The 26,806-nt window shown below is 55.5% G+C and carries 22 protein-coding genes and 1 pseudogene; 5 read left to right on the forward strand and 18 right to left on the reverse strand.

Annotated features, from left to right (window positions below):
• The first annotated feature begins 95 nt into the window (after positions 1–95).
• The 4 genes from AB4P94_RS27400 (at position 96) to AB4P94_RS27415 (ending at position 2,603) form a co-directional block, all read left to right on the forward strand.
• Complete coding sequence (locus tag AB4P94_RS27400; protein WP_016973563.1) at positions 96–464, forward strand: hypothetical protein; 369 nt, start codon at positions 96–98, stop codon at positions 462–464.
• Positions 461–1,258: a hypothetical protein gene (locus AB4P94_RS27405; protein WP_016973564.1), complete on the forward strand. Its 798-nt coding sequence runs from the start codon at positions 461–463 to the stop codon at positions 1,256–1,258. The genes AB4P94_RS27400 and AB4P94_RS27405 overlap by 4 nt, the downstream gene beginning before the upstream one ends.
• Before the next feature lie 264 nt (positions 1,259–1,522).
• Positions 1,523–2,338 carry a hypothetical protein gene (locus tag AB4P94_RS27410; protein ID WP_016973565.1) on the forward strand — a complete coding sequence of 272 codons (816 nt, stop codon included), beginning with the start codon at positions 1,523–1,525 and terminating at the stop codon, positions 2,336–2,338.
• A 46-nt stretch (positions 2,339–2,384) separates the two neighbouring features.
• Entirely contained in the window at positions 2,385–2,603 is a 219-nt protein-coding gene (locus tag AB4P94_RS27415) for an antitoxin Xre/MbcA/ParS toxin-binding domain-containing protein (protein ID WP_218166706.1), read from the forward strand.
• Positions 2,604–2,792: 189 nt separating this feature from the next.
• Here the strand turns inward: AB4P94_RS27415 and AB4P94_RS27420 are convergent, their stop codons facing one another.
• The 10 genes and pseudogenes from AB4P94_RS27420 to AB4P94_RS27465 all read right to left on the reverse strand — a co-directional run bounded on the left by AB4P94_RS27420 (position 2,793) and on the right by AB4P94_RS27465 (position 11,702).
• Positions 2,793–3,386: a hypothetical protein gene (locus AB4P94_RS27420; RefSeq protein ID WP_016973566.1), complete on the reverse strand. Its 594-nt coding sequence runs from the start codon at positions 3,384–3,386 to the stop codon at positions 2,793–2,795.
• On the reverse strand, positions 3,387–3,896 hold the full coding sequence (locus tag AB4P94_RS27425; protein ID WP_130886752.1) for a hypothetical protein: 510 nt from the start codon (positions 3,894–3,896) through the stop codon (positions 3,387–3,389).
• 110 nt (positions 3,897–4,006) lie between these two features.
• On the reverse strand, positions 4,007–4,492 hold the full coding sequence (locus AB4P94_RS27430) for a Mov34/MPN/PAD-1 family protein (protein ID WP_016973567.1): 486 nt from the start codon (positions 4,490–4,492) through the stop codon (positions 4,007–4,009).
• On the reverse strand, positions 4,480–6,096 hold the full coding sequence (locus AB4P94_RS27435) for a ThiF family adenylyltransferase (RefSeq protein WP_016973568.1): 1,617 nt from the start codon (positions 6,094–6,096) through the stop codon (positions 4,480–4,482). Before AB4P94_RS27435 ends, AB4P94_RS27430 begins: the two co-directional genes overlap by 13 nt.
• 3 nt (positions 6,097–6,099) lie before the next feature.
• Positions 6,100–7,239, reverse strand: coding sequence for a CBASS cGAMP synthase (locus tag AB4P94_RS27440; protein ID WP_016973569.1), 1,140 nt, complete (start codon positions 7,237–7,239; stop codon positions 6,100–6,102).
• A gap of 280 nt (positions 7,240–7,519) precedes the next feature.
• Positions 7,520–8,179 carry a hypothetical protein gene (locus AB4P94_RS27445; protein WP_080520656.1) on the reverse strand — a complete coding sequence of 220 codons (660 nt, stop codon included), beginning with the start codon at positions 8,177–8,179 and terminating at the stop codon, positions 7,520–7,522.
• Between the two features lie 168 nt (positions 8,180–8,347).
• Positions 8,348–8,503, reverse strand: a pseudogene (locus tag AB4P94_RS27450) (IS5/IS1182 family transposase); the annotation flags it as partial.
• 335 nt (positions 8,504–8,838) lie between these two features.
• Positions 8,839–9,996 carry a hypothetical protein gene (locus tag AB4P94_RS27455; protein ID WP_016970324.1) on the reverse strand — a complete coding sequence of 386 codons (1,158 nt, stop codon included), beginning with the start codon at positions 9,994–9,996 and terminating at the stop codon, positions 8,839–8,841.
• Between the two features lie 108 nt (positions 9,997–10,104).
• Positions 10,105–11,235 carry a hypothetical protein gene (locus tag AB4P94_RS27460; RefSeq protein ID WP_016970323.1) on the reverse strand — a complete coding sequence of 377 codons (1,131 nt, stop codon included), beginning with the start codon at positions 11,233–11,235 and terminating at the stop codon, positions 10,105–10,107.
• Between the two features lie 50 nt (positions 11,236–11,285).
• Positions 11,286–11,702: a hypothetical protein gene (locus tag AB4P94_RS27465; protein WP_231124393.1), complete on the reverse strand. Its 417-nt coding sequence runs from the start codon at positions 11,700–11,702 to the stop codon at positions 11,286–11,288.
• Positions 11,703–12,297: 595 nt separating this feature from the next.
• Here AB4P94_RS27465 and AB4P94_RS27470 point away from each other — a divergent pair.
• Positions 12,298–13,776: a glycosyltransferase family 9 protein gene (locus tag AB4P94_RS27470; RefSeq protein WP_031319654.1), complete on the forward strand. Its 1,479-nt coding sequence runs from the start codon at positions 12,298–12,300 to the stop codon at positions 13,774–13,776.
• A gap of 6 nt (positions 13,777–13,782) precedes the next feature.
• Here the strand turns inward: AB4P94_RS27470 and AB4P94_RS27475 are convergent, their stop codons facing one another.
• From AB4P94_RS27475 to AB4P94_RS27510, 8 genes are all read right to left on the reverse strand, one after another.
• Positions 13,783–14,520, reverse strand: coding sequence for a glycosyltransferase (locus AB4P94_RS27475; RefSeq protein ID WP_051032790.1), 738 nt, complete (start codon positions 14,518–14,520; stop codon positions 13,783–13,785).
• A 62-nt stretch (positions 14,521–14,582) separates the two neighbouring features.
• Positions 14,583–15,713 carry a hypothetical protein gene (locus tag AB4P94_RS27480; protein ID WP_370590140.1) on the reverse strand — a complete coding sequence of 377 codons (1,131 nt, stop codon included), beginning with the start codon at positions 15,711–15,713 and terminating at the stop codon, positions 14,583–14,585.
• Positions 15,714–15,715: 2 nt separating this feature from the next.
• The gene (locus tag AB4P94_RS27485) at positions 15,716–16,573 is read right to left on the reverse strand and encodes a histidinol-phosphatase (RefSeq protein WP_016970318.1); all 858 of its coding nucleotides are present in this window, start codon (positions 16,571–16,573) and stop codon (positions 15,716–15,718) included.
• A complete protein-coding gene (locus tag AB4P94_RS27490) occupies positions 16,570–17,598 on the reverse strand; it encodes a radical SAM protein (protein WP_016970317.1) in 1,029 nt (342 codons plus the stop codon). Before AB4P94_RS27490 ends, AB4P94_RS27485 begins: the two co-directional genes overlap by 4 nt.
• A gap of 38 nt (positions 17,599–17,636) precedes the next feature.
• Positions 17,637–19,463 carry a hypothetical protein gene (locus tag AB4P94_RS27495; RefSeq protein ID WP_016970316.1) on the reverse strand — a complete coding sequence of 609 codons (1,827 nt, stop codon included), beginning with the start codon at positions 19,461–19,463 and terminating at the stop codon, positions 17,637–17,639.
• On the reverse strand, positions 19,460–21,916 hold the full coding sequence (locus tag AB4P94_RS27500; protein WP_130886736.1) for an AAA family ATPase: 2,457 nt from the start codon (positions 21,914–21,916) through the stop codon (positions 19,460–19,462). The genes AB4P94_RS27495 and AB4P94_RS27500 overlap by 4 nt, the downstream gene beginning before the upstream one ends.
• On the reverse strand, positions 21,916–23,409 hold the full coding sequence (locus tag AB4P94_RS27505) for a hypothetical protein (RefSeq protein ID WP_016970313.1): 1,494 nt from the start codon (positions 23,407–23,409) through the stop codon (positions 21,916–21,918). The genes AB4P94_RS27500 and AB4P94_RS27505 overlap by 1 nt, the downstream gene beginning before the upstream one ends.
• Positions 23,393–26,800, reverse strand: coding sequence for a DEAD/DEAH box helicase (locus AB4P94_RS27510; RefSeq protein WP_016970312.1), 3,408 nt, complete (start codon positions 26,798–26,800; stop codon positions 23,393–23,395). Before AB4P94_RS27510 ends, AB4P94_RS27505 begins: the two co-directional genes overlap by 17 nt.
• Positions 26,801–26,806: the final 6 nt, after the last annotated feature.

The raw sequence follows: 26,806 nt of genomic DNA on the forward strand, positions 1-26,806 counted from the left end.
ACGCACTCCATTAATTAATGTTTTTGTCCGACTGGCCGCTAACCTGCACAGGAAAACACTCTCCAAACTTCAACCTAACAATACCGGAGTTTAAATTGAACAACATCAAGTGGGAGTCATGGGTTCCCTACCTAGAGAAACCCAACGTCCTGATTGGATTCGTTGTGCTGCTAGTCTCGCTCATAGCTTTTTTCTTAATAACTAATAATCGACAAAATATAAAGATCGCCCACCAAGTGTTTTTTTGCTTTCTGACGATTGCTGCTTTTGTTATTGTAGTCGCAGCTTATAAGAGCATTCAAGAGCCTTTATCCATCCCACATACTCCTTCTGTGCCGGAGAAGCAAGAGTCGACAGTAAAACCAATAGAGGGACCGGACCTGAGCGCTGTTCAATCCAATAATATGCAGATTGTGAACGGCTCCCACAACACGATTACAAACCAAGTTGGAAAAACCAAATGATCTCTCGGATTCTATGCGGCATTATTGCGACTATCTTTGCCTGGATTGCGCCGGTTATAGCTGCCAATCCAGCCTCTGAAAACAAGCAAATAATCAGTGGAGATTGTAACGTCGTTGTGAACATAGTGAATGGTGAGGCACCTAACATTCAGCCTACTTACTGTACAAATCTTTCGGCAATTAAGGGTATGGCTGATGCAGTCACGAAAATCGCACGTTTTTTGGAGGTCACAAATCCAACCGAGGTAAAACTATCCACTGCCCAAATGGAGATGTGGGCAGTGGATGCTGAGGAGTATCTGACACTCACATTAAGCAACGTCAGCAAGCTACCTGCAGAAAAGTTAAGGATTCAATTATTAGAGCCCGTCAGACCTGGTGAAAAGTCTTCTCGCGGGCTCGCTTTCACACCGAGCCAGGCAATATCAAAATCAACATTAAGCCGCCTTAGCGTACCTGCACAAGGAGAAATAAAAATCCCCGTAGCCCCCCTTTCCGAACTACTGAAACTTTCGAAAAATAAATTTCCGAATGATTATGAGTTTATGGGCTCAGGCACATCACCAAACATACCAGATGAAGTGAAAGAAAAATTTGCCCATAAACATCACCTCGCAAACAATTACTTTCTCAACGCTTCGACATCCAGTGTCGGGATTGAAATCAAGTACGATACAATTTTCGACGGCAATGTAAGTCTGTTCACAGGCATCTATCTGTATTTTGGAAAGATTTCTCCTACGCAGAAAATCGTTCCGTTTGACCATAACCGCCCGGGCAACTCACCTTCCTAACATCACCGCTTAAGTCGATGGTGTCCACCTACCAGCGCGGCGCTCTTAATATCCACAATGCAGTACCTATAAGGCACTACCCAAAGGGGCATGGCAGGTTGCCCCTCTGCTTGCGGAAACAGCATTCAACCTAGGAGAAATGATCTGCTGGTATCGAATTTTCCAGTCAAAAAATCCGAGAAATCAGGAAAGAAAAAATCAACTAATAATCTCGTCAAAACAATTCAAAAGTATCGAATCTTAAACAAGCGAATAGGTCATCTCATGTCTGGATCAGTAGAGCTTACGAAAGAAGAATTATTTTCCCTAGTTGAAAAAGCGGTCAAGCCACAGTTCTTTTTTCTCACATTTAGTTTCGTTGTGCTCTTCGACGCTTCGCTAGTACGTTTTCACCACACCGGACTCTTTGAACTCGGCACTTCGAACCTGAGCACTTCAACCGTTGGAATCCACTTGATTCTGACCTTCCTGGTCTTTTCAGGTTTGGCTTCAATGATTCTTCCTTTTTTATACATAGCATCGATCCAACTCTATATCCCCACGATCTATACTTTCCTTCTTTGGTTGAAGCAGAAGATCGAACCGGACAATGAGCCTATACACTATACAGGGCCAAAAAGACGCGAACGTGACCGTGTACGTCCATGGGAGCTGCGAGAGGAAGCACACAAAACACAAAGCGACTTCCTCATTCAGCTCTATAACGCCTATGACACGATTCGAAACCAAGAGCAAATGAACCAACGAAGAGTCGATTTTTTTGCATTTTGTGCACTGTGCTTTCTCATACTGAATTGCTGCCTACCTAGCTCACCCCAAGCGCAGACCTTGGCCCAGATGAGCATTACATACTTTTCAACGACTACACACATTTGGCTAAGCCTATCTGGTTTAGCCATCATGGCATTCCATTCGTTGCACGATGACACCTACGAAAAACGATGGATCTATTGCCCGCCATTGCATAACGCCCTTGAAGACAAAGACGAAGAAAAACGCAAACAGGAACGTCAGTTCCAGGAAGAAATCAGAATTCGCAGTGAAATCAGCAGAAGACGCCGCGAGGAGACACTGGAGTAGTTGAACAGAGTTTGACAGTTCAAAACATAAGCCGTCCAGGCGGCTTATGTCTGCCGCGGCCCGATTTTCTATAAACATAAATGATGTCGGGCCTCTTCAGCGTCGAACGGAGAATTTTTTTGACAACAAACAAAAGCGACGCTGGCTGAACCACCCAAAAACCGAGTTGGGTGGACTCACGCCACTGCAATTCGCGCCAAGCGAGTCCGGGCACGCATTCGTCAAAGATGCACTGGAGATAATCAATCAAGGATACACCTATTAGTCAGAGTCCTATCGATGTAGATGGCCGATGCTGCTAGTTATCCAGGGGCTTGAATTTGGATGCTGTAGAGAACTGAAAAAATCGGCGGAAATCTGTACTCCGAACTAACAGGCAGGTGACGCTTGCAATTATCTGCCAGCTAGCCACTTCGACTTTCAAGAAAGTTCAAAAATCGAAAAAGAACATCCGCTACCTTTTTGCCAACGAAAAACGTCCCTGACTGTTATTACTTGTAAAATAATTACCCCTCAATATATCACCTTCATGACCATAAAGCTTTAGAATGGAAGCCCCCTCATAGCCACTTCCAACCACACCTTTTGAAACCTTAGGAACTACTCTATAGAAATAATAAAGAACAGGACGCGCCGAGTTAATATCCTTGATAGTTTTCACTGCAAGCGTTTCGGAGTCGGAACTTTCAGAGTGAACCTCCATACTTACTGAAAACAAGCTTTGCTTGATCGTCGCAACTGCTTTTGCCGAGCCCTCTGTGCCATCCCACACGTAAGCAATATCCATATCCCACATACCATTCAAATCAGGAAAGACCCAGTCATTAAGAACTGGAAAGAGCCCCCACAATTTTCTCCACAGAAAACTACCAAGTACGAACAGTGAAACCTCTAGCACTACCGCTCCACCTCCCACGACCCTGAGAGCTTGCTGAAGCGTAACCTCGACACCACAGAGAAACAAAATAAAAACCAATAATGTAACGAAAGCCGCATATATCTTAGCAACCAAAACCATTGCTTTTAACGGAGACAAAGTAGAAAACATTTACACTCCTTGAAAAAAAACCTCATTGCCTTTCTCAAACACGGCCACTCCCAGCCTCGGTGTGGAAACGCCAGTAAATATTACACCTGGCAGACACGAGCCAAATAGAGCTGCTAAATAGCGCCCTCCGAACGCGCGGCTTCGATTTGGCAAAACACCTGAAGGGATCGGAGGAGAGAAATACTGCGCTAATAAAATAATCTTTAGATCAGCGCTCAAAACATGAAAACCATCATGTAAATCGTTATCAGCATGTGATATCTCCGCCAATAGATGTGCAGTATCCAACGTACTATTTACTGTCGCGTTAACACGCATAGGGAATGCAGGTAGAATGGCATCGTCCTCCATCACGATTACCCCCGCCCCAGAAAAATCTTCTCCTGAAAGGGCTGCCACATCTACGAGCAGATCGGCCAATCGCTGCAACGTCACGTTGTTGCCAGCCGAATTAACGTCATAAAAAACACACCTTGGCTTGATTTTTGGTCTGACTGAGGCATTCAACATCTGAATGCCCCGCTAGCATAGCGGCTCGGCCGCGCTTTAGAAAATATCCCCTGGTGCTAACGATTGGAGAAAAATTAAAGGAGCGGTCCATCTCGGACACGTCACTCGTCTCAACGCCTCAAGTGCGCATGCTCAAGAGGATGGCGCTTACCTGTGGGCGACATGTATTCCACATGCAGATCTTCCCAGCCAACGATAAGGGCCAGGAGAGGCCTTCCGTCGACACGGTCAGCAGCTAAAATTTGCCACTCCTTCAGGTCAATTGACGACGGTGTTGGGCGGCCTTGCGGATGGATATGCCACTCCCCGATGTACCTCACAAGGCCATTGCTCTCCTTCCAACGTTTCATGGCCAATTTATGGTGGAAATAGGGCATTCGCTCAAAAAAAAATCTGAAGCGCCTGTCCCAAAACGAGGGCTCAGTCGCTTCAATGATCTCCAGATGCTCACCGCGAACATGACCAAGCAATATCCCACCAGCCTCCGTCGAGTCGACTCCTTCCTGGATGTAGCGACTGAAGACCTCTAGGGGTTGCTCACGCAGATACACCATCTGCTGGGTACCAGGCACAACCCAAGTCGTTACGAACGGCATGCTGGACATCCCATATGTGGCAATGGTGAGCAGTCTGGGGTTGCCGGCTCATAGGTATAATCCGTCAGGCGAGTCGTGAGGGTGGGCCAAGGCTTGTCTGCGACCCACGCCAGAGCAGTATCCATTGCCAACGCTGCTGCTTGGATGGAGACCGATGCAGGGAATGGTACGTATAACCCTTCACACCCCTGCCCTGCGAAAATGGGCTCTACACCGCCGACGACCGATAGCAACTCACCTTGGCTATTTGCTTCCGTCAGGCACCGATAACAACCTTGCTCTGCGCGGTGTTTGATCAGCGAACGCACAGCGACACCAGCTCCCTCGATCCAGATATGCAAGGTTGGACAGGGTGAAGCTTTAGCAAGCCAGTGGCCGAAGGCCTCTTCTCCGGTAGCATCAATGATGAGATCCAAGTCAGCCAAATTTACGTCCTTGGCGTCGTTGTTATACCCGCGTACCTGGGCACTCGGCAGGACAATTTTGAGCTCATCCGCAAGCGCTTTTGCTTTGGGTTTGAAGAGGTAGTTGAAGCCTAATCGGTGGCGCCCTAGGTTCTGTGGCATCACCAGATCGTCATCGACCAACAGCAACTCACCCCCACCTGTTCCGGCACCGGCTTTGATGAGCATTTCGCCAAGAAACCCGCCGATGGTGCCGCACCCGATCAAACCGATGCGCTTACCGGCGAGGGTTGTACGCCCCGGAATGTTGCGCTCCGCCAGGTATTTATCATCGAGCCGAAGCATCTGCACCGGCTCAATCGGGCAGTCGAAAATGGGTATGCGCTGATCACAAGCACGGTGGTCACTTGGACGGTTGCGCTGAAGCTCATGCACGATAAAACCGTAGCTGTATCCCGTCTTCTCAGACTCGATGACGATGAGTAGGCCCGGTGCTTTATCGCGGTACGCTGCGATGATTTTGTCGCGAATCTTGCGCCGGCAGGCTTCATCCATCTCGTGTTGCCAGTCGAGAATCTGGCTGACCGTTTTCGGTGGCCAGTTTTCCTGCAGCGGTCTCGGTGCTGCGCTGGATGTAATCAGCGCTATCTGGGAGATGAACTCATCAATGTTGCGCCCTGGGCGTGCAAACTTGGCACGACTGCGATCAACATCGTCAGTGAGCACGAACATCTTGTTGTCGGATAGCTGAAGCAACTCAGCCCGGCCAGACGTACGTCTTTCGATGTCATGGAAGCAGTAGATACCGTCCCAGTAGACGAAGAACTCTTCCTGGAGATCTTCTTTCATCTTCCCCGCGAGCAGCTGCTCCAGAACCTCTGCGGCCTGAAGCAAGGATGTCCGGATTTGTCCAACAGGATCGTAGATATCAATCACCTGTGTCCCGGGCGCGGCGTAGCATAGATACCCATCCGGCCCAAGGTGCGGCACCAGCCGTGGAAGCGACCTAGGTAGCTTGGTGACCCACAGCTTCAGAGGCCGTTCGAATGAATGGTCTATCCACACTTCGCACGGCACATTGCCTTGAGTAGTGGTCGACAATTTTCCAGTCATCACAAGCCAGGCTGCACGGGGCTGGGGTTCCATTTTGGTGAACCCCCAGGCCGTCATGTGACGCAACACCTCCTGCATGGCACTCATGGCTCAACCTGCCTTGGTGCGTTTCACAGGCTCTGCAGGGCCAGCCAAGGGCGCGATCGCAGCCATTGATGCCGGCATGCCCTCAGGGGTCGACTTCATGCGGTGAGGGGCGTAAGGGAAACGGTCACCCAGCATCTTATGCAACCAGTTATTGGCGGTAGTGGCATCAGTTGCATTGATGGCGCCTTCCAGGTGCCGGGCGAACTCTTCGAAAAATTCCACTGCGTCAGCAATGGCCTCTTTGGGCATGTGTGCAGTGAGCGATGCGGTGGAATCGATGGGGCTGGCGACACCGTTGCGCAGAGCGGCCGGAATGCCCTTCACCACATTTAGCAGCGAGCGGTCATCGCGCTTGTCGAAGGACTCGAACAGTGGGCAGGCTGCGGCCATGAGGAGGATCGAACTCGGCCCCTTCTCTTCCCACTGCTTGTCCCGGAATGCCTTCAGGTACCGCACGACGCGGATCAACTGATCACCCTTTTCCAAGCACTCGCGCTTGAACCAATTTTTCATTGCCATGGGGTCAGACTTACGCCAACCCTGCTTGCGGTCAGCTAGCAGGATTTTGTCCGAAGGCAGGGTCTTCCAGCTATCGCGCTCGGAATTGATCGCGCTATCGAAAACCGCATGCCCGCGGCTCTCCATGTTGGCCTTGATCTGCTGGAACAGCGTGTCGGGGATCACGTACAGCGGTAGGTCGATGTGCGCGTAAGGCGAGATGGTTACGCGAACGCAGGTGTCCTTGCTCTCGGTATGCCAGCCCCGCTCAGCGCACATAGGTCGAAGCACGTCCAGGACTGCATCAAAGAACAATGCGATTGCAAGCTTAGGGCTGCTCTCCTCACGCATAACACTAAGAGGCAGGTAAACGCCGTCATCGATATCTGATTGCTGAGGAGGGGTCGTGCAAGGGCTGTTCAGGGTTTTGTAAGCACGCGAACCCTGGATGTAAAACCGGGGTTCACAGATATCGCCTTCCAGGCCTTTACCGCGAAGAGCGCCTGGAAGATCGGCCTTCAAGGCTTCCCGGATGTCTTTCCGGGCATTATCAATGCGGGATAGTTCTTCGGGTGCCAGGTCAAGCTGGTCAAGGAAGCATGCTTCCCCAGTAGTAGTGAACAGCAAAGGACTAAAATTGGGCATAAAGCCTCCGCTCAGTCGCTAAATGAACGGTGCCTCCAGCAACTGCTGACCTTCACATCGAGATTACCGAGCGCTCATGCGCCCCTGAATCTCGTCACTGCCACCCTACGCCAACCACGTATTTCCAAAGGGTGCAGTCCTTCCCGGTTTGTCAGCTACCATGCTCGATGACATGTGTGAGATGACATAGTGCCATGCCACAACATGTAGATCAACAGATAATACATAGCACTACATATAGTGTTATAGCGGTTGCAAACCGCGTAACTCATGGAAAGGGTTAGGCTGATTTAGCTCTTGTGAAGGTGACCTGCCCCGCGGTGTTGAGGCCTTCAGTCCATTTGCGATCGGTGAAGTACGTGCCTTCCATGTAGAGTTCATCACCCGACTCTTTCACGAAAACCCGCGCAGCACCGGTATGCGTGTTCGTATCAGTCGCCACAGGGATCTGGGTGAAGTTGACGAACATGTAGTTCAGTTCAAGTAGACCCGTCTGATCGCTGGACCGCACCGAGACGCTGATGGTCTTCGACTCGGAATACCTATCAGCAGACGTGAATTCCATCTTGACGCTGAACAGTCGCGCATAGATTTTGACCTTGCCGGGCACGCTGATGAGCGAAGTCCCAGCGCCCTGTCCCAGCCATTTTTGCTTGATCCCCCAATTGGATTTTAGCTGCATGTCCCAGTCTCCTTCGATGGGGGGAAGGTACTTGCGAACAAGGGGCACCCGACACAGCCAAACGAACAGAGGGCTTTGACCCAGCACCCAGAAAACGCTGGCGCCGATCGTGACCGCTGAGGAGATCGGTCGACCGAGATCAATCAGCGGCCCAGTGACCAGCACAGAGATGTCCTTATAGTGCATGACCAGAAAAACTAGCACGCACGTGCTAGCAAAATACCCAAGGGTCTTGGTGATCCCTATGACTTGGTACATTCCTTACCTCGATGTCGGCTGGCTTACGTCCTACCCCCATACGCACGTCGTGATGGAGTACATGACAATCAAAATGCGCGTGTCAATCATTAATATAAAAAACCACCACGACACATCATCAGGCGCGCTTGCGGCCCGAAAAGTCTGCCTGGTTCTGTCTGAAAAAAATTATCGCAGACACCGCGTAACACAAGCCAGCGAGACCATCGCGCCATAACTTTTTGCGAGCTTGTCGAAGCGTGTCACGACTCGACGGTTCTCCTTCAGCCAGCCGAACATACGCTCGATCATATTACGTTACTGGTATTTGAGACGATCAAACAGTATCGAGTTTGATCGAGAACCATGGAGGTCAATCGAGGAAGCGTCGCCCAAGCTGCTGTTAATTGGCTTCACATGCTCAGATGCTGGAGCGTGGCCAAGGGGAGCTATCAACAGCATGCCAGTTCAAGGGTGGTATCGAACCTGGCCTACCATCTGACAACAGCATGCTGACGATCAGGGCCCCAGGCTCGCGTTCAGGCTGTACCGACCTGCAGGCTGCCCCCCCCAATCCTGGGTGTCGATGCACAGCGATAACCGATCAACCTCTACCCCCAGACTACACATACCAGCCCCCGAGATCGTGACCGCAACGCCGCAAAGTGAGGCTCCGAGCGTCATTCGCCATTTGCGGAAAAGTAGGCGGCCTTTCGCTCCGGCGTGACGCTCGGCAAAAGCTCTTCGACGGGCGAGAATTTGGCACTGAAAACCCCGTTGACCATCACGAACTCGGACGGCCTGATTCCCGCCCAGAAGAGCACGAGATCCTTGTCCCCAGTGCAGAGAAGAATCTCCTCATCCGGGAACGCTGCAAACAGGTGCATCAGTACCTCAAGCGATCGAAGGTCGGCCAAGGCGTTGTACGCATCCTCAACCGTGTACTTACTTACGTTAAACTTGAGCAGACCTTTGGCCGGACTCTTGCCGTTTGGCACACATACAACACTCAAAGCAGCCAGCACCACAAGTGACAGAGCAGGAACGCTACATGCTTTGGCGGTGGATAACACATCATCCCAGACCTCCGTCACACGTCGCGCGGCTATCGGAGCCCGTAGTTTCGGCGCCAAACACATCAGAAAGTCCTGCTTACGCGCCATGCCCGCTTCACTGTCGCGAATGAGGCCCCTTACACCCTCCAGACAACCCCGCCCGCTCGGTACTATCTGAGCCAATGGCAATGCCGCGTTTATGATCTCAGTTGCGACGTCGAACTGCTGTTCGATGCTTGCATAGTCGGGATTTTTTTTGAGGTTACCCTCAAGCACATACAGCAAAGGATTGATTCGAACCGGTCGCCCGGTGAGGAAATCAAGGAAGTCCTTGTCCTCCAACTTTGTTTTTTCCCCAGCACGAAACCTGCCGGCAAGCTCAGTGAAAACGCATCTGTCGGGAAGCACAATCATCGAATCCTTGAACGCGATGCCGGAAGGGAGCCAGCCATCTCGCACCAACCCAAGTGTCCTTGACGAGTATGGGCTATTCAGCACTGCGCTGACCGCCCCCTGTGCCTCTAAAGTGAGGTCTTCCAGATTGCTCTCTACGACCCGAGCATTTGCCAGGCGTAGTGGCATGGTAAGGGGAGTACCCAACGTATGCCCTATGAGATCTGCATACCCTAGGCCACGGAATTTTAGATCAGCAAAGGTAGCGCTACGCCCAGTTGGAACTCCGCTCTCATCGACTTCTTCGTAGCTTATGACCCGCTCGCTCGCCTGATCGGGCACCAGGAGCGCTTGTGATGGCTCTTTAGATTTCGAAGTTGCCGGGTTCATTTTGCTCCGTTGCCATCGAGGCATTCTGAAAATGTGTACGACGAAGTATCACCAAAAAATGCTGAGCTCACGCCTGGTCACAAACCAGCTCTGACCAGCTCTCCCCGATCAACAAGCAAGAGGTTTGTGATAAACAATTGCCACATCCTCACACAACGTCTCATCCGCCATCCGGATGGGGGAAACTCTCAGCCGCTCGACAATCACGGTCGCAAACCCTGGGAGCTCCGGCACATCACCATCGCCGAAATGCGGGTGACAGAGAACACCACCAGGATTTAACAACGCCCGCATCTTCGCAGCTCGGGACGCTCGTTGCACCTGCTTACAGTCCGGCCCATCACCTTGATCGCCCTCTTCGATGTGGTAGTCAAAGGGGTCGAAGAAAATGAAGTCGTAATGCCCATCGATGTGACACCGGTTCCAGTCACCGCAGAACGGTTGCACAGAGGGGTGGCGCTGAGAGAAAGCCAGCAGGTCTAGGTAGATACTGGTCTCTATCTCAAAGATGTCGTGACGCTCAGGTTTTAAATATCGCTGAATCAACGTAGCGGAGATCCCCAAGCCATAACCAATCTCCAGAACAGTGCGGGAATTGAGGTGTGCCAGCTTGGAAAAAAGCACTTCAAAATACGCTTCTTCGGTACGGGACATGACGACCTGACCGTTCCAGACGAGGACATCGCTGTTTTTTTCGTCAAACTGCAAATCGATCGAGCTCACCGGCACCTCGTCGAGAGTTTTCATCGTTGTAGGAGGCTGAATCTGAGCACCATTTTCCGGCGCGCTCTTCCCGTGCATTCCTAGGGGCACTTCTGGGCATGCAAGCTTGGGGGCCCGGTTAGCCTCTCGATACCAGACCAAGACGAGCTGAGAGTCGCCGACCGCCGAAGCCTCTTTAAATCCGGCATGCTCAGCAGCCTTGCGTGACGCCAGGTTGGACTTGCGCATATGTGCGTAGATGACATCGTATTGGCTGTTCTGACAGCAATATTGGTAAGCCCCGCGGCCAATCTGCCGCCCTTGGCTTGGTCGGTTGAGGAAGACATGGAACGACGCGTGGCGGCCTCGAACCTCGTCCTTGACCAGATTGATGAAGGCGATGCCCGCTCGCTTGCCTTCAACCGAAATGACCCAAGCTTCTCCTCCTGGCCCTCCTCCTCGCTCACGCGTTCCCGGCGTACGCGTGAACTCCAGTTTATCCAGCGGTAAGGGGCCGAGCTTCGACTTTGCTTTCACAGGGGGAGGCTTGGGAGTCGTCCGCGCTGCAGCCTTGGATTTTGGAGGACTCACTGGTCGCGCCACGGCTGCTCTCCCAGTCCAATAAGAAGCCGGTCGCAGCTCTCAGCCCAGAATTCCGCAGGGAAAAATCCGGGGGAAAACGCAACCACGATATCTACGAGTCGCTCAACCAGACCATGTCGGTGTAACGCATCGGTCAGCCCATCGATGCTGTCCAGAATCTGCGGCAGCGCATCATTCAATGGGCCTGGGTTGTCAATGTGATCGCTATCGCCATCGTACCGGTTGCAGAAGTAATCCATGTCCACATGTAGAAGAATGGTTGCGCTAGTCTTCGCCAGGCCTTCAAGCCATGAGTCGAGGTCATGCGTAAATCGGTACCGACCACGCCCAGCTCCTTTGTCATCAGCGATGAGTGAAATAGCAGGACGCAAAGCCGAGGGATCAAGCAAAGTATCAGCCACCGACTCCAGTATGATCTGCGAATCGACCGTTCGAGTGCACTTGGGCCCTTGACAGAGATGCCGCACCTCGGTGTCAGGATGCCTATGAAGAAAAGGTGTGAGGAAACTCCCCATGCCTAGCGCCCCCTAGCACCCCATCTCCTTTTTCATGTTTCTGGAAAGATTCCAGAATTTTACTCTGGATTTTTCCAAGCTAGTATTTACTTGAGCTCCAGCGGCGTTCTGCTCTACGAGAGTCCAGTAACGTCCATCAAGAGCCGACGCTTTTTTGGGGGTAAAAGTAGGGGGAGTCCGTTTCATGGCCAAAAATTACCATCAAATAACTCGAGTCGCTGATAGCCAACGACGCCGGTGGGATCCCCAAGGAGGATGGTAATCTCGCCGGTCGAATCTCAGTGCGTAAGGACGCTGTGTCGGTCAGCTTTTTTTATCGCTGTCGCTGGGGTGAGCAGAACAAATCGAAGCCGTGCCAACTCGCTTTCCAAGTCAGTGATTGGGTTATCTGGCACTCTTGGATGCGGCTCGGAGCGAAGCATTGCTAATACTTCGAGTCCATCACTAACATCACCGTATTTTTGGCATTAGATGTTCCTGCATGTCATACCTGCGAAAAATTCAAAAAACCATCGCACGTTGTTTAATTCGCCAACTGGCAGACCGGCATCCGATGGAGTCGTCCTTGAGCGACCGCATGCACATTGTCGTCCCTAGATGGGATGCCAAGCTGGGTGACTCAATAGTCTCGTCGTTCTTTTTTCGCGAAGCTCGAAAGTTGAATGCCCGAGTAACCGTGTTGACGGTGTCGGAGCTTGCGCCCCTGCATACCGAGGTCTTCGGAGTGGACCGCGTTATCGTCACCGGTGCGAGCCCCGGCGTTGCGCGGCTGCGCCACATTGCGCGTCAACTCGGCCCGGTGGATGTGGTGGTTCATCTGGTCGGCAGAATCCAACCGGCGGAGATTATGTTTCTGCACTGGTTGCAGCCGTCACGGGTGTACTCACTGGATGACGACTTACGCTGCGTCAACCGCAAATTTGGCGCGGCAACGGCAGACAAGAGTTTCCCGGAACGCTACGAGCAAGTGCTGCTGGATCTGGGTGCAAAGGCGGTCGAGAGACAGTACATCGTCCCCCTCCCGCCCCTGTTTCAAGGTGCCGCGGATGCACCGCAGATACTGGTCAACTCCTATGCCAGTCGACCGGACAAAGGCCTGTCCTTCAACACGGCCGTCATGCTGCTGCGCGCCGTGGCCGATGCATACCCCGGAAAGTCAGTGGGGATCCTATGCAGCCCCGTTACCCGGGCGGACGCGCAGCGCCTTGAAACCAGCGTCGGCAGGCCCAATGTCCGCGCCCTCAAAGACCTGAACACGCCCACGGACGCCGCAGGCTATATAATCCATGCACACGCAGTTGTCAGTGTCGACACCGCGATCGTGCACATGGCTGTCGGCCTAGAAACCCGACTGGTTGCCATCTACCCCGCCATGGGGGACGAACACAATCCATGGTTGCCACCCCTATCTACCAAGACAACGGTGGTCTACAGCCCTCAAGACGAACAGCACTACCGCCGTACCGGGCAGAAAAACATGAACGCGTTTTCCATCGAAGATGTGGTCACAGAGCTGGACAGGCTATTGTCGACCGATACAGGAATAGACCCCGTGATCACCCTCCATGCACGCATCGTCGCGGGCCTGGGCGTCGCCACCGGCACCCTCACCCGCCAACTGCCCCTGATCAGCCAGGCGTTCCCTGAGGTCGGCGAGTGTTACCCCGGGACCATCAACCTGCTGCTGGAACGCCCCCTTGTCGTGACCAGGCCCGATCACCGGACGGCGCCGATTGCCTGGACGCCGAGTGGAAGGATTACCGAAGTGTTCGACCTGGTGCGCATAGAACTGGAGTTAGACCATTCACCACTGCGCGTGCCCGCCTGGCTGTACATCGCGCACGGCTCCCCTCACAGGCAAACCCCGAGCACTCACGAAGTGATTGCCCAGGCCCTGGACCTGGAGGGTATACAAGGCTGCCGCATTCATCTTCGTGCAAACGCAGTGGCGCTGGCGTAGGGCTAGTTATTGCTCACACCACTCGATCAGTCGAGACGTCTCACTCAGCCAGTACTCTGGGGCCTGCTCGATGTGCAGGAATAGCTTGGCCATCAACGAACCTTCTGCGAGAAAGTCTGCAACTGACCCGACACGATGAGCTGTACGGTTGAAGTACGTATTATAGAGTTTGAGCATCGCCACATCGGCCACCAGAAAGTCGGCAATCGCCACATCCTGTCGGCGCATCACGTCACAACTGTCGAAGTTATAGAGCGGGCGGTAGCCGGGGTCTACGACGCTGGGTGAGATCAGCACCCGCTCGCCAGGTTGATGCCCGACAATATCCTTGATGCCCCCAGGGTTGCCCCAGGCATGCACACCACCCGCCAGCCCAGCTTTCAGTGCCTGGGCAAGCAATGCATTACCCGGTCTGGATGCAAAGATACATTCGCTGAACCAGTGCAGCTTGTCACTCAGTCCAGTGGGAAACAGCTGGCTCGTCGGATCACGCAAGAAAATACTGTCCGCGTCCACCCAGGCACCGCCGTGCCTGTGAACGAACGCCATGCGGATGAGATCGCTCTTGGCAATAATCGCCTCGATGCCCTCTGCTAGGTTGAAGGCCAGGGGTTCAAACCCCCATTCCTTGCCAAGGATGCTCGCGTCAATAAAGTCCGGGGTTGTACGCGGGGTCAGCAGCAGGAACTTCTCGCCCAGGGCCCTCTGGATCGAAACCAGCGCCAACGCGATGTAAGGCGGCATTGAATGCCCTGGGGCCGTTTCCCAATAGCTCACATAACGGATGTCCCTCCCATCGCTGCCGTTCAACCCCAGACCGCCATGCCATCGGGGCGCAGTAGACCGACGTCGGCGAGATGGCGCTTGAGTATGGCCAACGACGGCGCACACTCAGGCTGACCGAGGAACTCATTGCCCAGCGCGGACTTATACAGGCGCAACCAATTGCGTGCGGGCACCCTTGGCAGGAACGCTGCCAAGTCAGCGTAGTTGTCGCTGGAAAACACCAGGCGCAGCGTACGCAGGATCGCCTGGTAATCCGGCTCGGACAGCAGCGCGGCGAGGGTGTCGTCGAGCCGGTGCGTGATCACGACCTTGTTCAGCCGCTCCTCGACGGTAGCGTCGGCAAGCGCCACCCGTGGGTCAATGGCCACCGGGTAAATCGACTGGAACGACTTCGCGCCGCTGAGCATGGACTCGTAGAGCACCTTGTCCGCCGTCGAACCGGTGACCAATACATCGTCGCCAAAGATCAAATGCACCCCGCTCCAGCGGTAGAAGTTCTCGGCAGGGATCACATGGTCCTGGACTAGGTTGACGCGTTCACGTTCTTTAGTACTCAGGCTGGCGTAGTTCTCGCAAGGAGGCGCGATCCGCGGCAGCTTGACGTTGATGATCGTGGGCAAGTTCATATGTGCCAACTTGACATTGATCTCGCTGACAACGATTTCATAGAGCACGTTCGCCGTGGACGGTACGTTGCGCCAACCGGTGGTCATCATCACCACGTTGTCACCACAGGCCTTCGCTGTGCGAAACAGCCGAGCCCAATGAGATTCAGGTTCGTCCAATTGCGCGCACCAGTAGTCGATGACCAACCCGGCCAGGTGGCGAATATCTTGAATGCTTCCATATTTGGCGCGACTGTAGATCGCCACCAGCGTAGAGGCATCAGCACCGGTCGCCATGTCGCGGAACGAACCCGTACCATCCGGCGTCAAGCAGTTCAAGGCATGGCCGCCGAATACCGAGACGTACCGGGGCATGCTGATCAGCTGGCGCGACAACAGGTCAGCGGCGAATGCGCGAAACCCCAGTTTCACATCCTCAGGGCGGATCTGTGCCAGAGCTTGTTCAAACTCATCCAACTGGGTTTCTACGGGGGCGTTTGCGATTTCACTCCAACAGATCGGCAGCGGCGCTTCGGTCATCGTCATGTTCACGGTTGAATCAATCCATCGGTAACGGTCACGGTTGCGGCCAAAGTTCCCAGAGGGACATCAACCCGGCGGCGACGCTCGTAGTAGCAGATGTTCTGCAAGCCAAGCGGCTGCAGCGTTTCAAGCAATTCACTGATCCCGGCACCGGCATCTCGCGGGTCATGAGTATCAGAGCCGACGGTGAACACCGCATGATGTTCGATCAGTTGCGGCAACAAGGTGCGCGACGGGTAAGACCAGCGCCCATGCACCTCACGACCCGAAGTGATGTCCAGGCTCGATTTGCGCATGCCCGAGGCGTTCAGCTCATACGCCACGCCGTTGCGCGCAAACAGCGGCAGCAAGGGCTCGAAACGGCGCAAGATGATCGCTTCATCTACACCGCGCAACAGGGTGTCGGCATGCCCCACGGCATCAAACAGTCCGCTCTCCAGCAGGGCTTCCAAGTCCGCGAAATAACGATCCAGGAATTTTTCTGCAGCCAGGCGCGGTAATTCCCACACCTTAACCATGGGTTCGCCGGGCACTTCGACGTAGTGAATGGAGCCGATCACAAAGTCCAGTTCGTGACGCGCCAGCAAGGCCCGGTTATAGCTATCGGAGCCCGGCATATAATCGAACTCAATGCCACGCAAAATCTTGATTTCACCCCGGTACGCCGCCTGCGCCCGTTCGATATCGGCAAAGTAACTGTCGAGTTCCGACTCCAGTAGGCGGTTATCGGTATCCACCGGAAAAGGCGCGTGGTCGGTGATGGTCAGCACCTTTACACCGGCCTTGATTGAAGCGCGCACCAACTCGTCAACCGTGCCAATGGCATGTTTGGAATAGTAGGTATGGCTGTGGGAGTCGATCATGGGCACACCATCTGTTCAAGCAGGCCATCGTGGTTGGCCAACTCCTTGACCAGCCAGTAAGGGTTGTTCGCTTTGGCCATAATCGACTGCACCAATTCGCGGTCATCGAACCGGGCCAGCAGGTCGGTCAGCGGCTGGGTATACAGCGCCCGGGCCAAGGGGGTTTCGCGGATATGGGTGGCCAGGTGTTCCCAGCGCACGTGATCAAAATGGATGTTGCCCAACCGCTGATTCTCGATGCCATAGAGGAATAGGTCACCATTGGGCTTGACCGTCAGGTCCATGCCATTGGCAAGCGGTGGCTTGTTCAGGCTGCCAAAAGTAAAGCGCTTGTTGATCTTGGTCTCGATGGCCTGGATGTAGTCAAATAGGTCCAGGTAGCCTTCGGGTGTGCCTAGCGCGGGATGGACGAGGTTCTTGTAGTCGATGCCGAACGATTCGCCTTCCACCATCAACACATCCTCCAGCGCGTTGCAGGGTTCGATGGTGGCGTGCATCCCCCAGCTGGCCAACTCGGCGACCAGGAAGTCACGGGTGAATGCCCGGTCCGTGTCGATGGAGCGAAACGAAAAGCTCAAGCCCCCCGGACGTCGTGTGCGCAGGTAGTCCAGGCTCAGCCCATGGGCGCGCCATTTCACTTTCTCGATGTGGTGGCTGTCGGCGCTCAGGCGGATGTTGCAGGTGTCGCCGTTGCTCAACACGATCTGGTCGGTGGCGTCATAAAAGTCGAGCATTTTGTCGTGGGGAAAGAACCCGCTGGTGATGAACTCGAACGCTTTGCCACCATTGGAAAGGTGCAGGATTTCGTGGAACACCTTGATGTTATTGAGCGGCTCGCCTTCCCCGCTGATGGAGATGCGCTTGACCTGCGGGGCATTGATCAGGGCCGCCAGGTTTTCCCGGGCGAGCGTCGAAAGCTCCATGCCGATGCCGGTCTTGTGCTTGTCGGCATACATGCAGAATGCACAGCCGATGCCGCATATCTGGGTGATGTCGATGTAAAGGAGATGACCTTGCAGATCCATGCCTGAATTGCCTTATACGTATGAAGATCAAAATGGAGTCAAGGGCGCCGTGGCCCCTGGATGTGTGTCGCCCGGCGCCCGACCTTGCGGAAATCGACCTCTGCATTGAGTTTCTGCTCATACACCCAGTGGCGTGCCTGGTGGCGCAGATAGCGCTCGGTTGCACAGCTGTCACAGTTGGCCTTGAAGCCAGCCGGCTGTTGGAGTACCAACCGCACGGGCGACCCGCAGACCGGGCAGGCCTGCAGCGCCACAAGTTCCTGATGGCGCAACCCCAGGGTCTCGGCCTGCTGGCTGGCATTTGCGGCGTTCAGTGCCTGTTGCAACTGGGCCAGGTGTTTTTCCGGCAAGACCTCGCGAAGCACCATCTGGGCCGATCCCGGCTCCAGGCTGATGGCACTCACCGGCTCTCCCGCCCCGCGCATCACTGTGCCCGGCACCTTGGTAATCGGTGTTCCATAGGCCTGCAGCAGCGGCTGCCAGAGAATCGCATCAACCAGATGGCCAAAGCGCTCCACACCGTAGAGATCAAAGGGCGAAAGCGCTATCCAACCCGCCTCGAGCGCCGCCTCGTTGCTGACCTGCTCCAATGCGGGCCAGGCAATGATCCGCTGGGGCTGGCCAGGGGCATCGCCCGACCGCTCGGTAAAGCTGAACCAGGGCACCACCGTCAACACCACCTTGGCGCGCTCTCCTGGCAGGGCGCTCACCAGTTCCCACTCCAGGCCCGAACTGCGCAGGCTCAGGGTTCGCCCCGCCCATTGCGCCTCGTCCTTGCCATCCAGGTAAGGGGCCAGGGCGTGGCGCAACATCAACCCGGCATAGCGCGAGTAAGCACTCGCCAAGTGACGGTTTTGCTGATGGCGCTCCTGCGGTGTTTTTCCCGCACGCCCCTCTACCTTGCGCAGTTCCTCCCACAAGACCGCCACGTGACGATAGTGCGCGTCGTGACTGAGGATATTGGTCAAGTGTAGGCCACCGCTGGCTTGCGCCGACCGAGGCACCAGCGGATACAACCCAGTCTGTTTCAACCCGGCTATCGCCTTGGAGGCAGCCTTCAATTGCCGCAGGGTTTCACCCAGTAAATGCGAAGCTTCGCTGGTCATTTCCTGGTTACTGAAGGTTTGCCCCCAGAGCGCGCAAATGGCATTAGCCAGTCGATGATCAAGGCCATCGGCCCCATAGAATTCCAGCGCCTTGCTCAGGGTGCCCTGGAGCTGCTCCAAGGTCGCGATGCGTCGCCACAGATGCCGCTCGATACGGTCCAGCAGGCAGGCATACACACGGTTTTCGTAAGTGTTGTAGTCGTCCTCGCTGAAACGCGCCAATACTTTCCTTGGGATGACACCGCTCAAGGTCTGGCGCTGCCAGCACTCCGAGTGAGACGCCAGGTGCACCAACGCGCCTTTGGCCATGCGCTTGACCCGGGCTACATCCGTGACCTCATCTTCGTAGTGAAGGTCCACGCGCGGGCGCAGTGATACCTGATGCAAGTGACCCTTTTTGATCACCTCCAACAGCAGGTCCTCAAAACGCAACAGGTGGCTTTGCCCGTTAATGACCTCGGCCGGCATCAACGGCGACATCAAGGTTGCCCCTCGCGAACGCTCAGCATCTAGAGACTCAAGCGCACTAGCAAACAGCTCCGCCTGAGGAGACAGCGAGGCATTCGACGGTACGAAGCCATGCAGTTCATCGTCCAGCTGACAGCGATCGCTGCCATCAGGCACTAGGATGTCTTGCCGCAGCAGGGTGTGGCCGTTGAACGTCGCGTCGGTTTTGCCTGCCCGACAGAAGCGCCCAGGCTCGACCAGTCCGGGCAACGTGGCCAAGGGTTCGCCCAACAGTCGGTCAAACCAGTTCAACGATGCCCTTCCCGGCGCTTTATGTCCGCCGCCAGCAGGTCCAGGGATTTGGTCGGATCGCCCTTGAGGTTCGCCTTCTTCCAGAAGTTTTCCAGCGCCCGCATCAACTCCGTAACATCGGTGGTGCCAACATCGTAACGCCCCGTGACCTTGCCCCTGCGCATCACTCGAGTGGACAACAGATGGTCGAGGGCCTGGCCCTCACTCGCTCCGGTCTCCAGCATGACCGGAATAAACCGCAGTGCCTGTTTCTCAAAGCGGTTGCCCCAGCCAAGATCAAAATGGCTGGCCAGTTGCTGGGTAAACTCATCGCGGGTCAGCCTGCCGAGCAAGTCCTTTACAAGCGGCTCATGGAGCAAGCACGCCCGATTGAAGGTTTTGTACAACGAGAAGAATGAATACCGTTTCTTCTCGTAAGGCAGGATGTCAAACTGCGCATCCTGCTTGGGCAGCGTCATTACATGGGCACGGTCGTAGGTTTTGTCGGCCAATTCGCTGGTGGATTCATCATGGTTGGCGGTACCGATAAACCAAACGTTGTTTGGCACCAGGATTTCCCGACCGTTCTTGAGTTTGAGCGGCGCACCCGGCAGCTCGGTTTCAGACAAGCTGATCAGGCGCTCGTTGGGATCGTTCTTCTCCAGCGCTGAAAGGAACTCGGAAAAATACTGCTCGGGCCTGGACAAGTTCATCTCGTCTAACAGCACCACGTTGCAGGCGTCTTCCCAGCGCGGGGTCTGCGCCTTGTACAAGGCTTGCAGGCAGTCCTTCTCATAAAAACGCCGCTCAAAGGCGTTGTAATGCCCCAGCAAGTCATCCCGATCACGCCAACCAGCTTGTACGGCGATATCAGTGCAGAAGCCGCCCATGGCCTTGGCGAAGGCCTTGGCCAAACTGGTCTTACCTGTACCGCTGATACCTTGGAACACATGCAGCTGGCTCATGGCCAGGCCACCCAGCAACACCCGAATGTCTTCGATGGGGTAAAACAGGTGGACCGAGGTTTCAGCGGTGGCGATGCGGTGCTGCAATTCAACCGCAAACTGCCCTAGGGCCGGTACGTCCTCCAACTCAGCGCCAGCACGGTAGTCCTTGTGGGTGTCCATCAAGGACATGGCCGGGAATGGTGTCTGGGTTTTCTGGGCCTTGGTCAGTTGCTCAACGGTGGTAGCCAGCTCACTGAGCTTGGCGTCCAACACCGTTTTATGCACCTCCAGCACGCGTCGTTGCCGCTCGCTTGATTCAAGGTCAGTAGCCGCAACGCGCGTCATGCTGACTTCACGCTTGGACTTTTCGTACAAGGGAAGGATGTCGGCAATCTGCTTGTCCCGATCCGCGAGCTGCCGGCGTAACTCATCAACATCGTCCTGCAATTGCGCCGCGTCGGATTGGTCCAGGCGGGTACGCAGCATCCGGTTGCCTTCACGCAGTGCACTCAATTCGTCGAGCAGAACCGTCGCCGACTGGTCCCCCAACTGAGCTTTCAACAATTGCAGCTCAGACAGCTCAATTGCGTGCTTATCCACCATTGCCCAGGCCTTACGCTCGCGCGTTCCCACGCGTTCTAGCTCTCGTGCGAAGCCGTCGCGCTCCTGCTCCATTTCGCGCGCAACCTGATCCTGCTGGTTCGCCTTCGCCTCCTTGACTGCTGCCCACTCCCGGTTCAAGCGGCGCGTGATGTCCTCCACCTGCTGCTCGCGTTGTGCAAGCGCATCTTCACGGGTATCCAACACTTCAGCACGGGCAGCCTCGGCTTCTGTGCAACGGAATTTCACATCAGCGAGCTGCCTGGCGAGCTGGCGCAACTCCTGGTTCAGGGCCTTTTTTTCTTCCTGAAGCAGCCCAAGTTCGCTGTCATGCTGTTTGCCCAACACACGCTGGCGCTCTTCGAGGGCCATCAGCGCCTGGCGGTTTTGCTCGGCAAACCCTGACTCGGCGTTGACCTCACGCAGCATGACCTCACGCTCGCGCTGCGCCAGTTCGCCATCAGCTTGCGCCTGCCGCTGCTGCACGCGTTCAAACTCGGCCTGGCGAAGAGTCTGGGCCTCACTCTGTACGCCAAGAACCACCTCACGCTCATCCAGCTGTTGCATCCGCGCATCACATTTCCTACCGGCCTGGTTGGTCAGTTCCCAGCGTTCCTCATACTCTTCGAGCAGTGTATCTGCGCGCTTGCCCAAGTCCTTGCAGAACTGGGCGAAGCGCTCGATCCAAGTTGAAAACGCCTTACTGTCGTCATCGCTGATGTGGGCGACCAGCTTGCTCAAGAAGGCTTCATCCACTGAAAAATCAAGTGCCAGGGCCCCACCGGTATACAGCTTGGAGGCGTTTCCGAAGGAGGCGCTCCACATTGGCACCTGCTTCTCCAATTGCACGCGATTAGCAGTCTTGGCAGGTGCGGATGCGCCGCCAATCTGGGCGCTATAAGGGGAGTTACGATTATTTTTGGCCATTACATCCATTCCTTGAAACGTTCGGTGAAGCCCAGGGCGTATTGAATGTGCTGCTGCGCCATCGGTACGGTCACTGGGGTGACCTTCTTGCCGGTAAATTTGCTGTGAGCGTGGCTGCCCTGGTTACGTAGTGTGGCCAGCGCTAAAAGCTGTTCCAGTTGCAGTTGCTCATCGGTCAGAGTCTTGAAGGGATGCCCGGCATGGCTGCTCGCGCCCCATCCGGCGGCAAAGAGCAGAGCCTTGAGGGAGCTGCTGGGGCTGGAGCACGCCGAGATAACCTGATCCAATTTTTGCCAGGCCAATTGCCTAACGACCTCGGCGTTGAACGCGGGCAACCGAAATGACGTCAGGATTTTGTGATTGGCGTGATAGCCAGCACGCTGCTCTCTCATGGGCATCAGGGCAGGGTCGACCGGGAACGTGCCTATCAGCCATTGCATAACCACCTCCAACAACTTCTGGCACTCAGTCATGGCTGCTTCAAGCTCATTCTCGGCGGTATCGCCTTGGGTGAGTTTTTCTTGGCGGGAAAGCAGTGCTGCCAGGTAACGCTTGATATCCGTCTGGCGCTCGACCCAAGGAAACTCGGTTAACACCCGAAGATCCGCCTGCTTTTGCAGATCTGCCAGCCAATTTTCGACGCTTTGCTCGTCGCCGCGAGGTGCCTCTACCAGACTTGACAGGTACTTGAGCAGCCCATGGTTTGTCTTCACCAACGGCAACAAGCGGCTTTCCAACCACCAAGCCTGGTCACGCAGGTCGAACGGGTCTCTGATTGCCCACAATTGCCCACCATCAGGGTCTGGCGTAATCCACACCAGGACATGAGCGAGCCGGGCATGGGCGTCCTGGCGCTCCACCCCTTGCAGCTTGATCTGCTCGGGCAGATCAGCCTTGCCATACAGCTGCAGAGTTGCCCGGTAGTCCTCGCGATAATCCCGATAGGCCTTCATCAAAGCTGGCGTGTTGCAGGCCGTCTGTACACGTTGGTTGGGCAGAAGCAAAAAAGGAGCAGTCGTTTGACCGGTTTTCCTGCTCAGGGCAAAGACCGGGAACTGTCCACGTGTTTCGATCGGGACGATGTCTTTGAGCTCTGCCTCGAAACGTGGCCAAAGTTCACCGCCGAGCGCGTCCTGGAAGAGGTACCCGGATTTGAGATTGGCACTGGCCTCCTCCTCCTCGAGCAACATGCGCAACCCCCTAGGGGTAACGGCATCCGCATGGTTCACCAGCCAGCCATTGCTGACAGCTTGGGCGAGGATCAGCTTGATTAGGTCTTCATGCAGGTTGGTCAGCTCGGCAATCGCCTCTGCCCGCACCACTTGGGCCCTGATCAGGCCCAATACGGCACGTTGAAACAGATTCAACCGTGCACGCGTGACTTCGGGGTAAAGGACTCGATGTACCCACACCGGCCACAACACGGCGCGAGAGCTTCCATGGGGCCTTTCGCCGAACTTGAGGTAGGTTCCCGACTCACCGAAGACTGCCATGCGCACCTCCACAGAGTTGGTGCAATGCCACTAGGGCAGGCACGGCCTCCGCTGCATCGACATGGGTCGCCAGCGCCGCATCACCGACGCAGATCAGCATCTGGCGCTGGCGACTCATGGCCACGTTCATCCGGTTAGGTAAGCGCAGGAATCCGTATCGCTCGTTGAGCAGGGTCTCCCGGGACTTCTCCGGGCTATCTTCGGCACGCCCGGCCGGCCCGCGCCGACCTTGCGGGCCGGTGCGCACACAGGACAACAGCACTACATCAAACTCCTTGCCCTGGAAGGCATCCACCGAACCAACCCGCAGTCGCTCTTCTGAGTACTCAGACCCATCACCGCGGACTTTTTTCGCCCACTTGAATTGCTCATGGGGCTCGATGCCGGTGCTCTTGCGTTCCATCAAGGGCACACCATCGATCTGCACCTGGGTCAGCTTTTCCATGATCAGGTCACGCTGTGCGGCATAAAACGTGATCACCCCCACGGAGAGGGCTTCACCGCCCGCGATCATCAAACGCTTAACCTCTTCCACGACCCGCTCGGCTTCGGTCTCGCGCATGGGGCTAGTCCCTCCCAGACGTTGCGCAAGGCCCGCGCTGGCCGGCACATCGATCCACTGGCAGACCTTGTTTTCGTAATGCCCACCGTCGTTGCCCAAGGCCCGGATAAAGTCCGGCGCAAACGCAAACTCATCATCCTTGCGCGTGGTCTTGACCGCTTCTAACCCGACTTTTTCATAAAACTGTGCACTGACAAAATCCCCCAGCACGCGGTGCATGCGAAACTGTGTGTCGAGCATCACCACGCGGCGAATGCCGTCAGTTTTCTCCAGGTCTTGCAACATCAGGCGCATCCGCTGGAAAAGACTCGATCGCAAGGCTTCCAGCTGCAAAGAGGTGAGTGCATGCTCCTCCTGCAACTGGCTCTCGACCTCTGGCTCCAGCATGTGCGGCAACTGCCGGTCGTCGCCGACTAGAACAATCCGCCGTTTGGCCATCGCCATGGGCACGAACAGGTCCAGCGGGTTGGCACGCGCGGCCTCATCAACGATGACGGTGTCGAACTCGATGTCCGTGCTGTCCAGGTCTGACACGGCCTTGAGGTTGGCCATCTGGCGGCCGGCCGCCTGCTGGCAGGTGGCGCCCACCACCATGGAGTATTCTTGGGCCGCCGCCATGGCGGCGACACGGTCCATTTCCAAACTGCCGGCCAGTTGCTCCAACACCCACGCCACACCCAGCTTGCGCTGGGAAATCTTGTCTTGCAGATGCTGTTCCAATTGGTCGATCAAGCTGATGCCCAGAGCATCGAGTTTGTGCGTGAGTTGCGCAGGACGGTAATCAGGCAGGAATCGATCCAACAAGCGGTTCTTGCCCTCGGCCAGGCGCTGCAACAAATCCTGCGAGGCCTGCCGGGTATCGGCAGCTTGCTCCAGCAGCTCAAGCATTTCCTCACCAAGCGCAAAATCGTGGTGCCTCAACCAACTGAGCAAGTCCCATGCACGGTCGGCACCGTCATCACTGAAGGCGCCAGGCTTAATACGCAGGGCGCGAATGCGGCGCAAGGTTGCGCTGTCGAGTGTGTCGGCACCGCGTCCGGGAGGCATAGGGTTAATCTGCTCGATATAGTCCCGCAACGCCTGCTCCAAGCGTGCCGGCAGGAGCAGGCCGTGTTGTGCCAGTGAACGGGTCGTCGCCAACATGTCCTTGAACGCATCGGCCCGCTCTGTTGGTGAAAGGCTTGAGACACGAGCCATCAGCAAGTTCTGTGACAGGCGGCTGACGGGCTCCAATTCGGGATAGCGTTCGTACTCTTGGGCAATTTTGCCCCGAACATGATCGACTTGGCGTTCAAGCCAGGGATCGATGCGATTATCTTCTTCAGCATCTCGACGTCTGCCGCCGATGCGCGTGGCCGGTAATTTGAATACGTCGCTGCGCTCCAAGGCGTTGTCAACGGCATCATGCTGAAAGCTGCTGATCAGCACCTGCCCGGCAATGTTGTGCTCGCGCGTTTCTTCCGCCAGCCTGCGCTGCAAGGCTGCGATTACCTGGGTCTTGCCTGTACCCGGAGGTCCGATGATGATCGCCAGTTCCGGCGTGTTGAGTGCCCTGTCCAACGCATCAATCTGTTTGCCGGTGGGTTGGCCACCTTTAAACGACTCCTTGGCGTAGGGTGTCAGGGCCTTGAGCGTGCGGCGCCGCTCCGCCGGTATGGCCAAACCTTCCAGCAACCATCTCAGAGACGGCAAGCGCCTGCCGGAATCAATGGACTGCTTGGCGATAAGGCGTCGCTTTCCAACAGTGCGGTTACCTGCAACGGACAAATATAGCCAGCCCACGGGGCTCTTGGGTTTGACGTCGTTATGTGTCGACACTGGAGTGAACACCAGACACTGCGCTTCAAAGCGGATCCGCCCACGGGGAGTCGGAGCAAACGAGGCGGACGGCGCTTCATTGCTCAATTGTTCTGACCAGTCCGGCGGCTCGTCTCCCAGGTCGAACTGGGTATCTCGAGACAAGTCCAAGCCCTTGTGACGCTCGCAGAACAGTTGGTAAGCCTCTGGAGATTTGGGCCACAAGCGCCAGGCATTTTCTCGACCGTTTTGGAAACTTTCATAGCGTACGAACCGCAACGCCTTGAGGGTCTGGGCCTGTTGCAGCGCTCGTTGCCATTCCTTGTCGTTGTACAGGTTCCACAATTCCAGATAGCTCGCATTGTCGCGCAGCATAGCGTTGAGCAGCACTTGCTGGGCTGGGCTGTTGAGCTGCGCCGCGACGGACGCATCCCGAAAGGCAAAGTCACCCACCAGCAACGAAAAAGAATCGCTGCGTCGCACATGGCGAGCCACGCGTTTTACCAGCAGCGCACCGTCGGCGGTGCGCTCGATATCGGCGCGCCACTCCATGCCCAACACCTGGAAGCCGCCCTTGGCTGCGGGGTTATTGAAGCGCGAAAGGGCCAGCCAATCACCTTCGTGTGCAGCCTTGACGACAAACTGCTCCAGCATCCACTGGCAGGCCTGTTCAGCATCGTTCTGGTCGATTTCCTGATGGGTGTACAGGCTGTCGGTAATCAGCCCGTCGACCCTGAACTCCAGGTTCATGGCCGATACATCAGCAGGTGCGCAGTACTGCACCTGCAATTGGTTTTTTTTGCACGCTGCCAGCATCCAGCGCACCTGGTCCCGTGACGCCAACGGGACGAACAGGTTGCTTTGCGACGGATTGCAGGTCACCACGATACGCTCGTCGCCCTGTACCAGCAGCCACTCATCCTGGTAGCGCTGAACGGTGATCGTTTCGTTCACGCGCAAGGACTGGGTTTCCTCAGTCGTCGAGAGGCTCACCACATCCGCACAAAACAATGGAAATTCTTGAAGGTTCATCGTTCA

The sequence above is a fragment of the Pseudomonas sp. B22129 genome (assembly GCF_044218875.1).
Taxonomy (GTDB): domain Bacteria; phylum Pseudomonadota; class Gammaproteobacteria; order Pseudomonadales; family Pseudomonadaceae; genus Aquipseudomonas.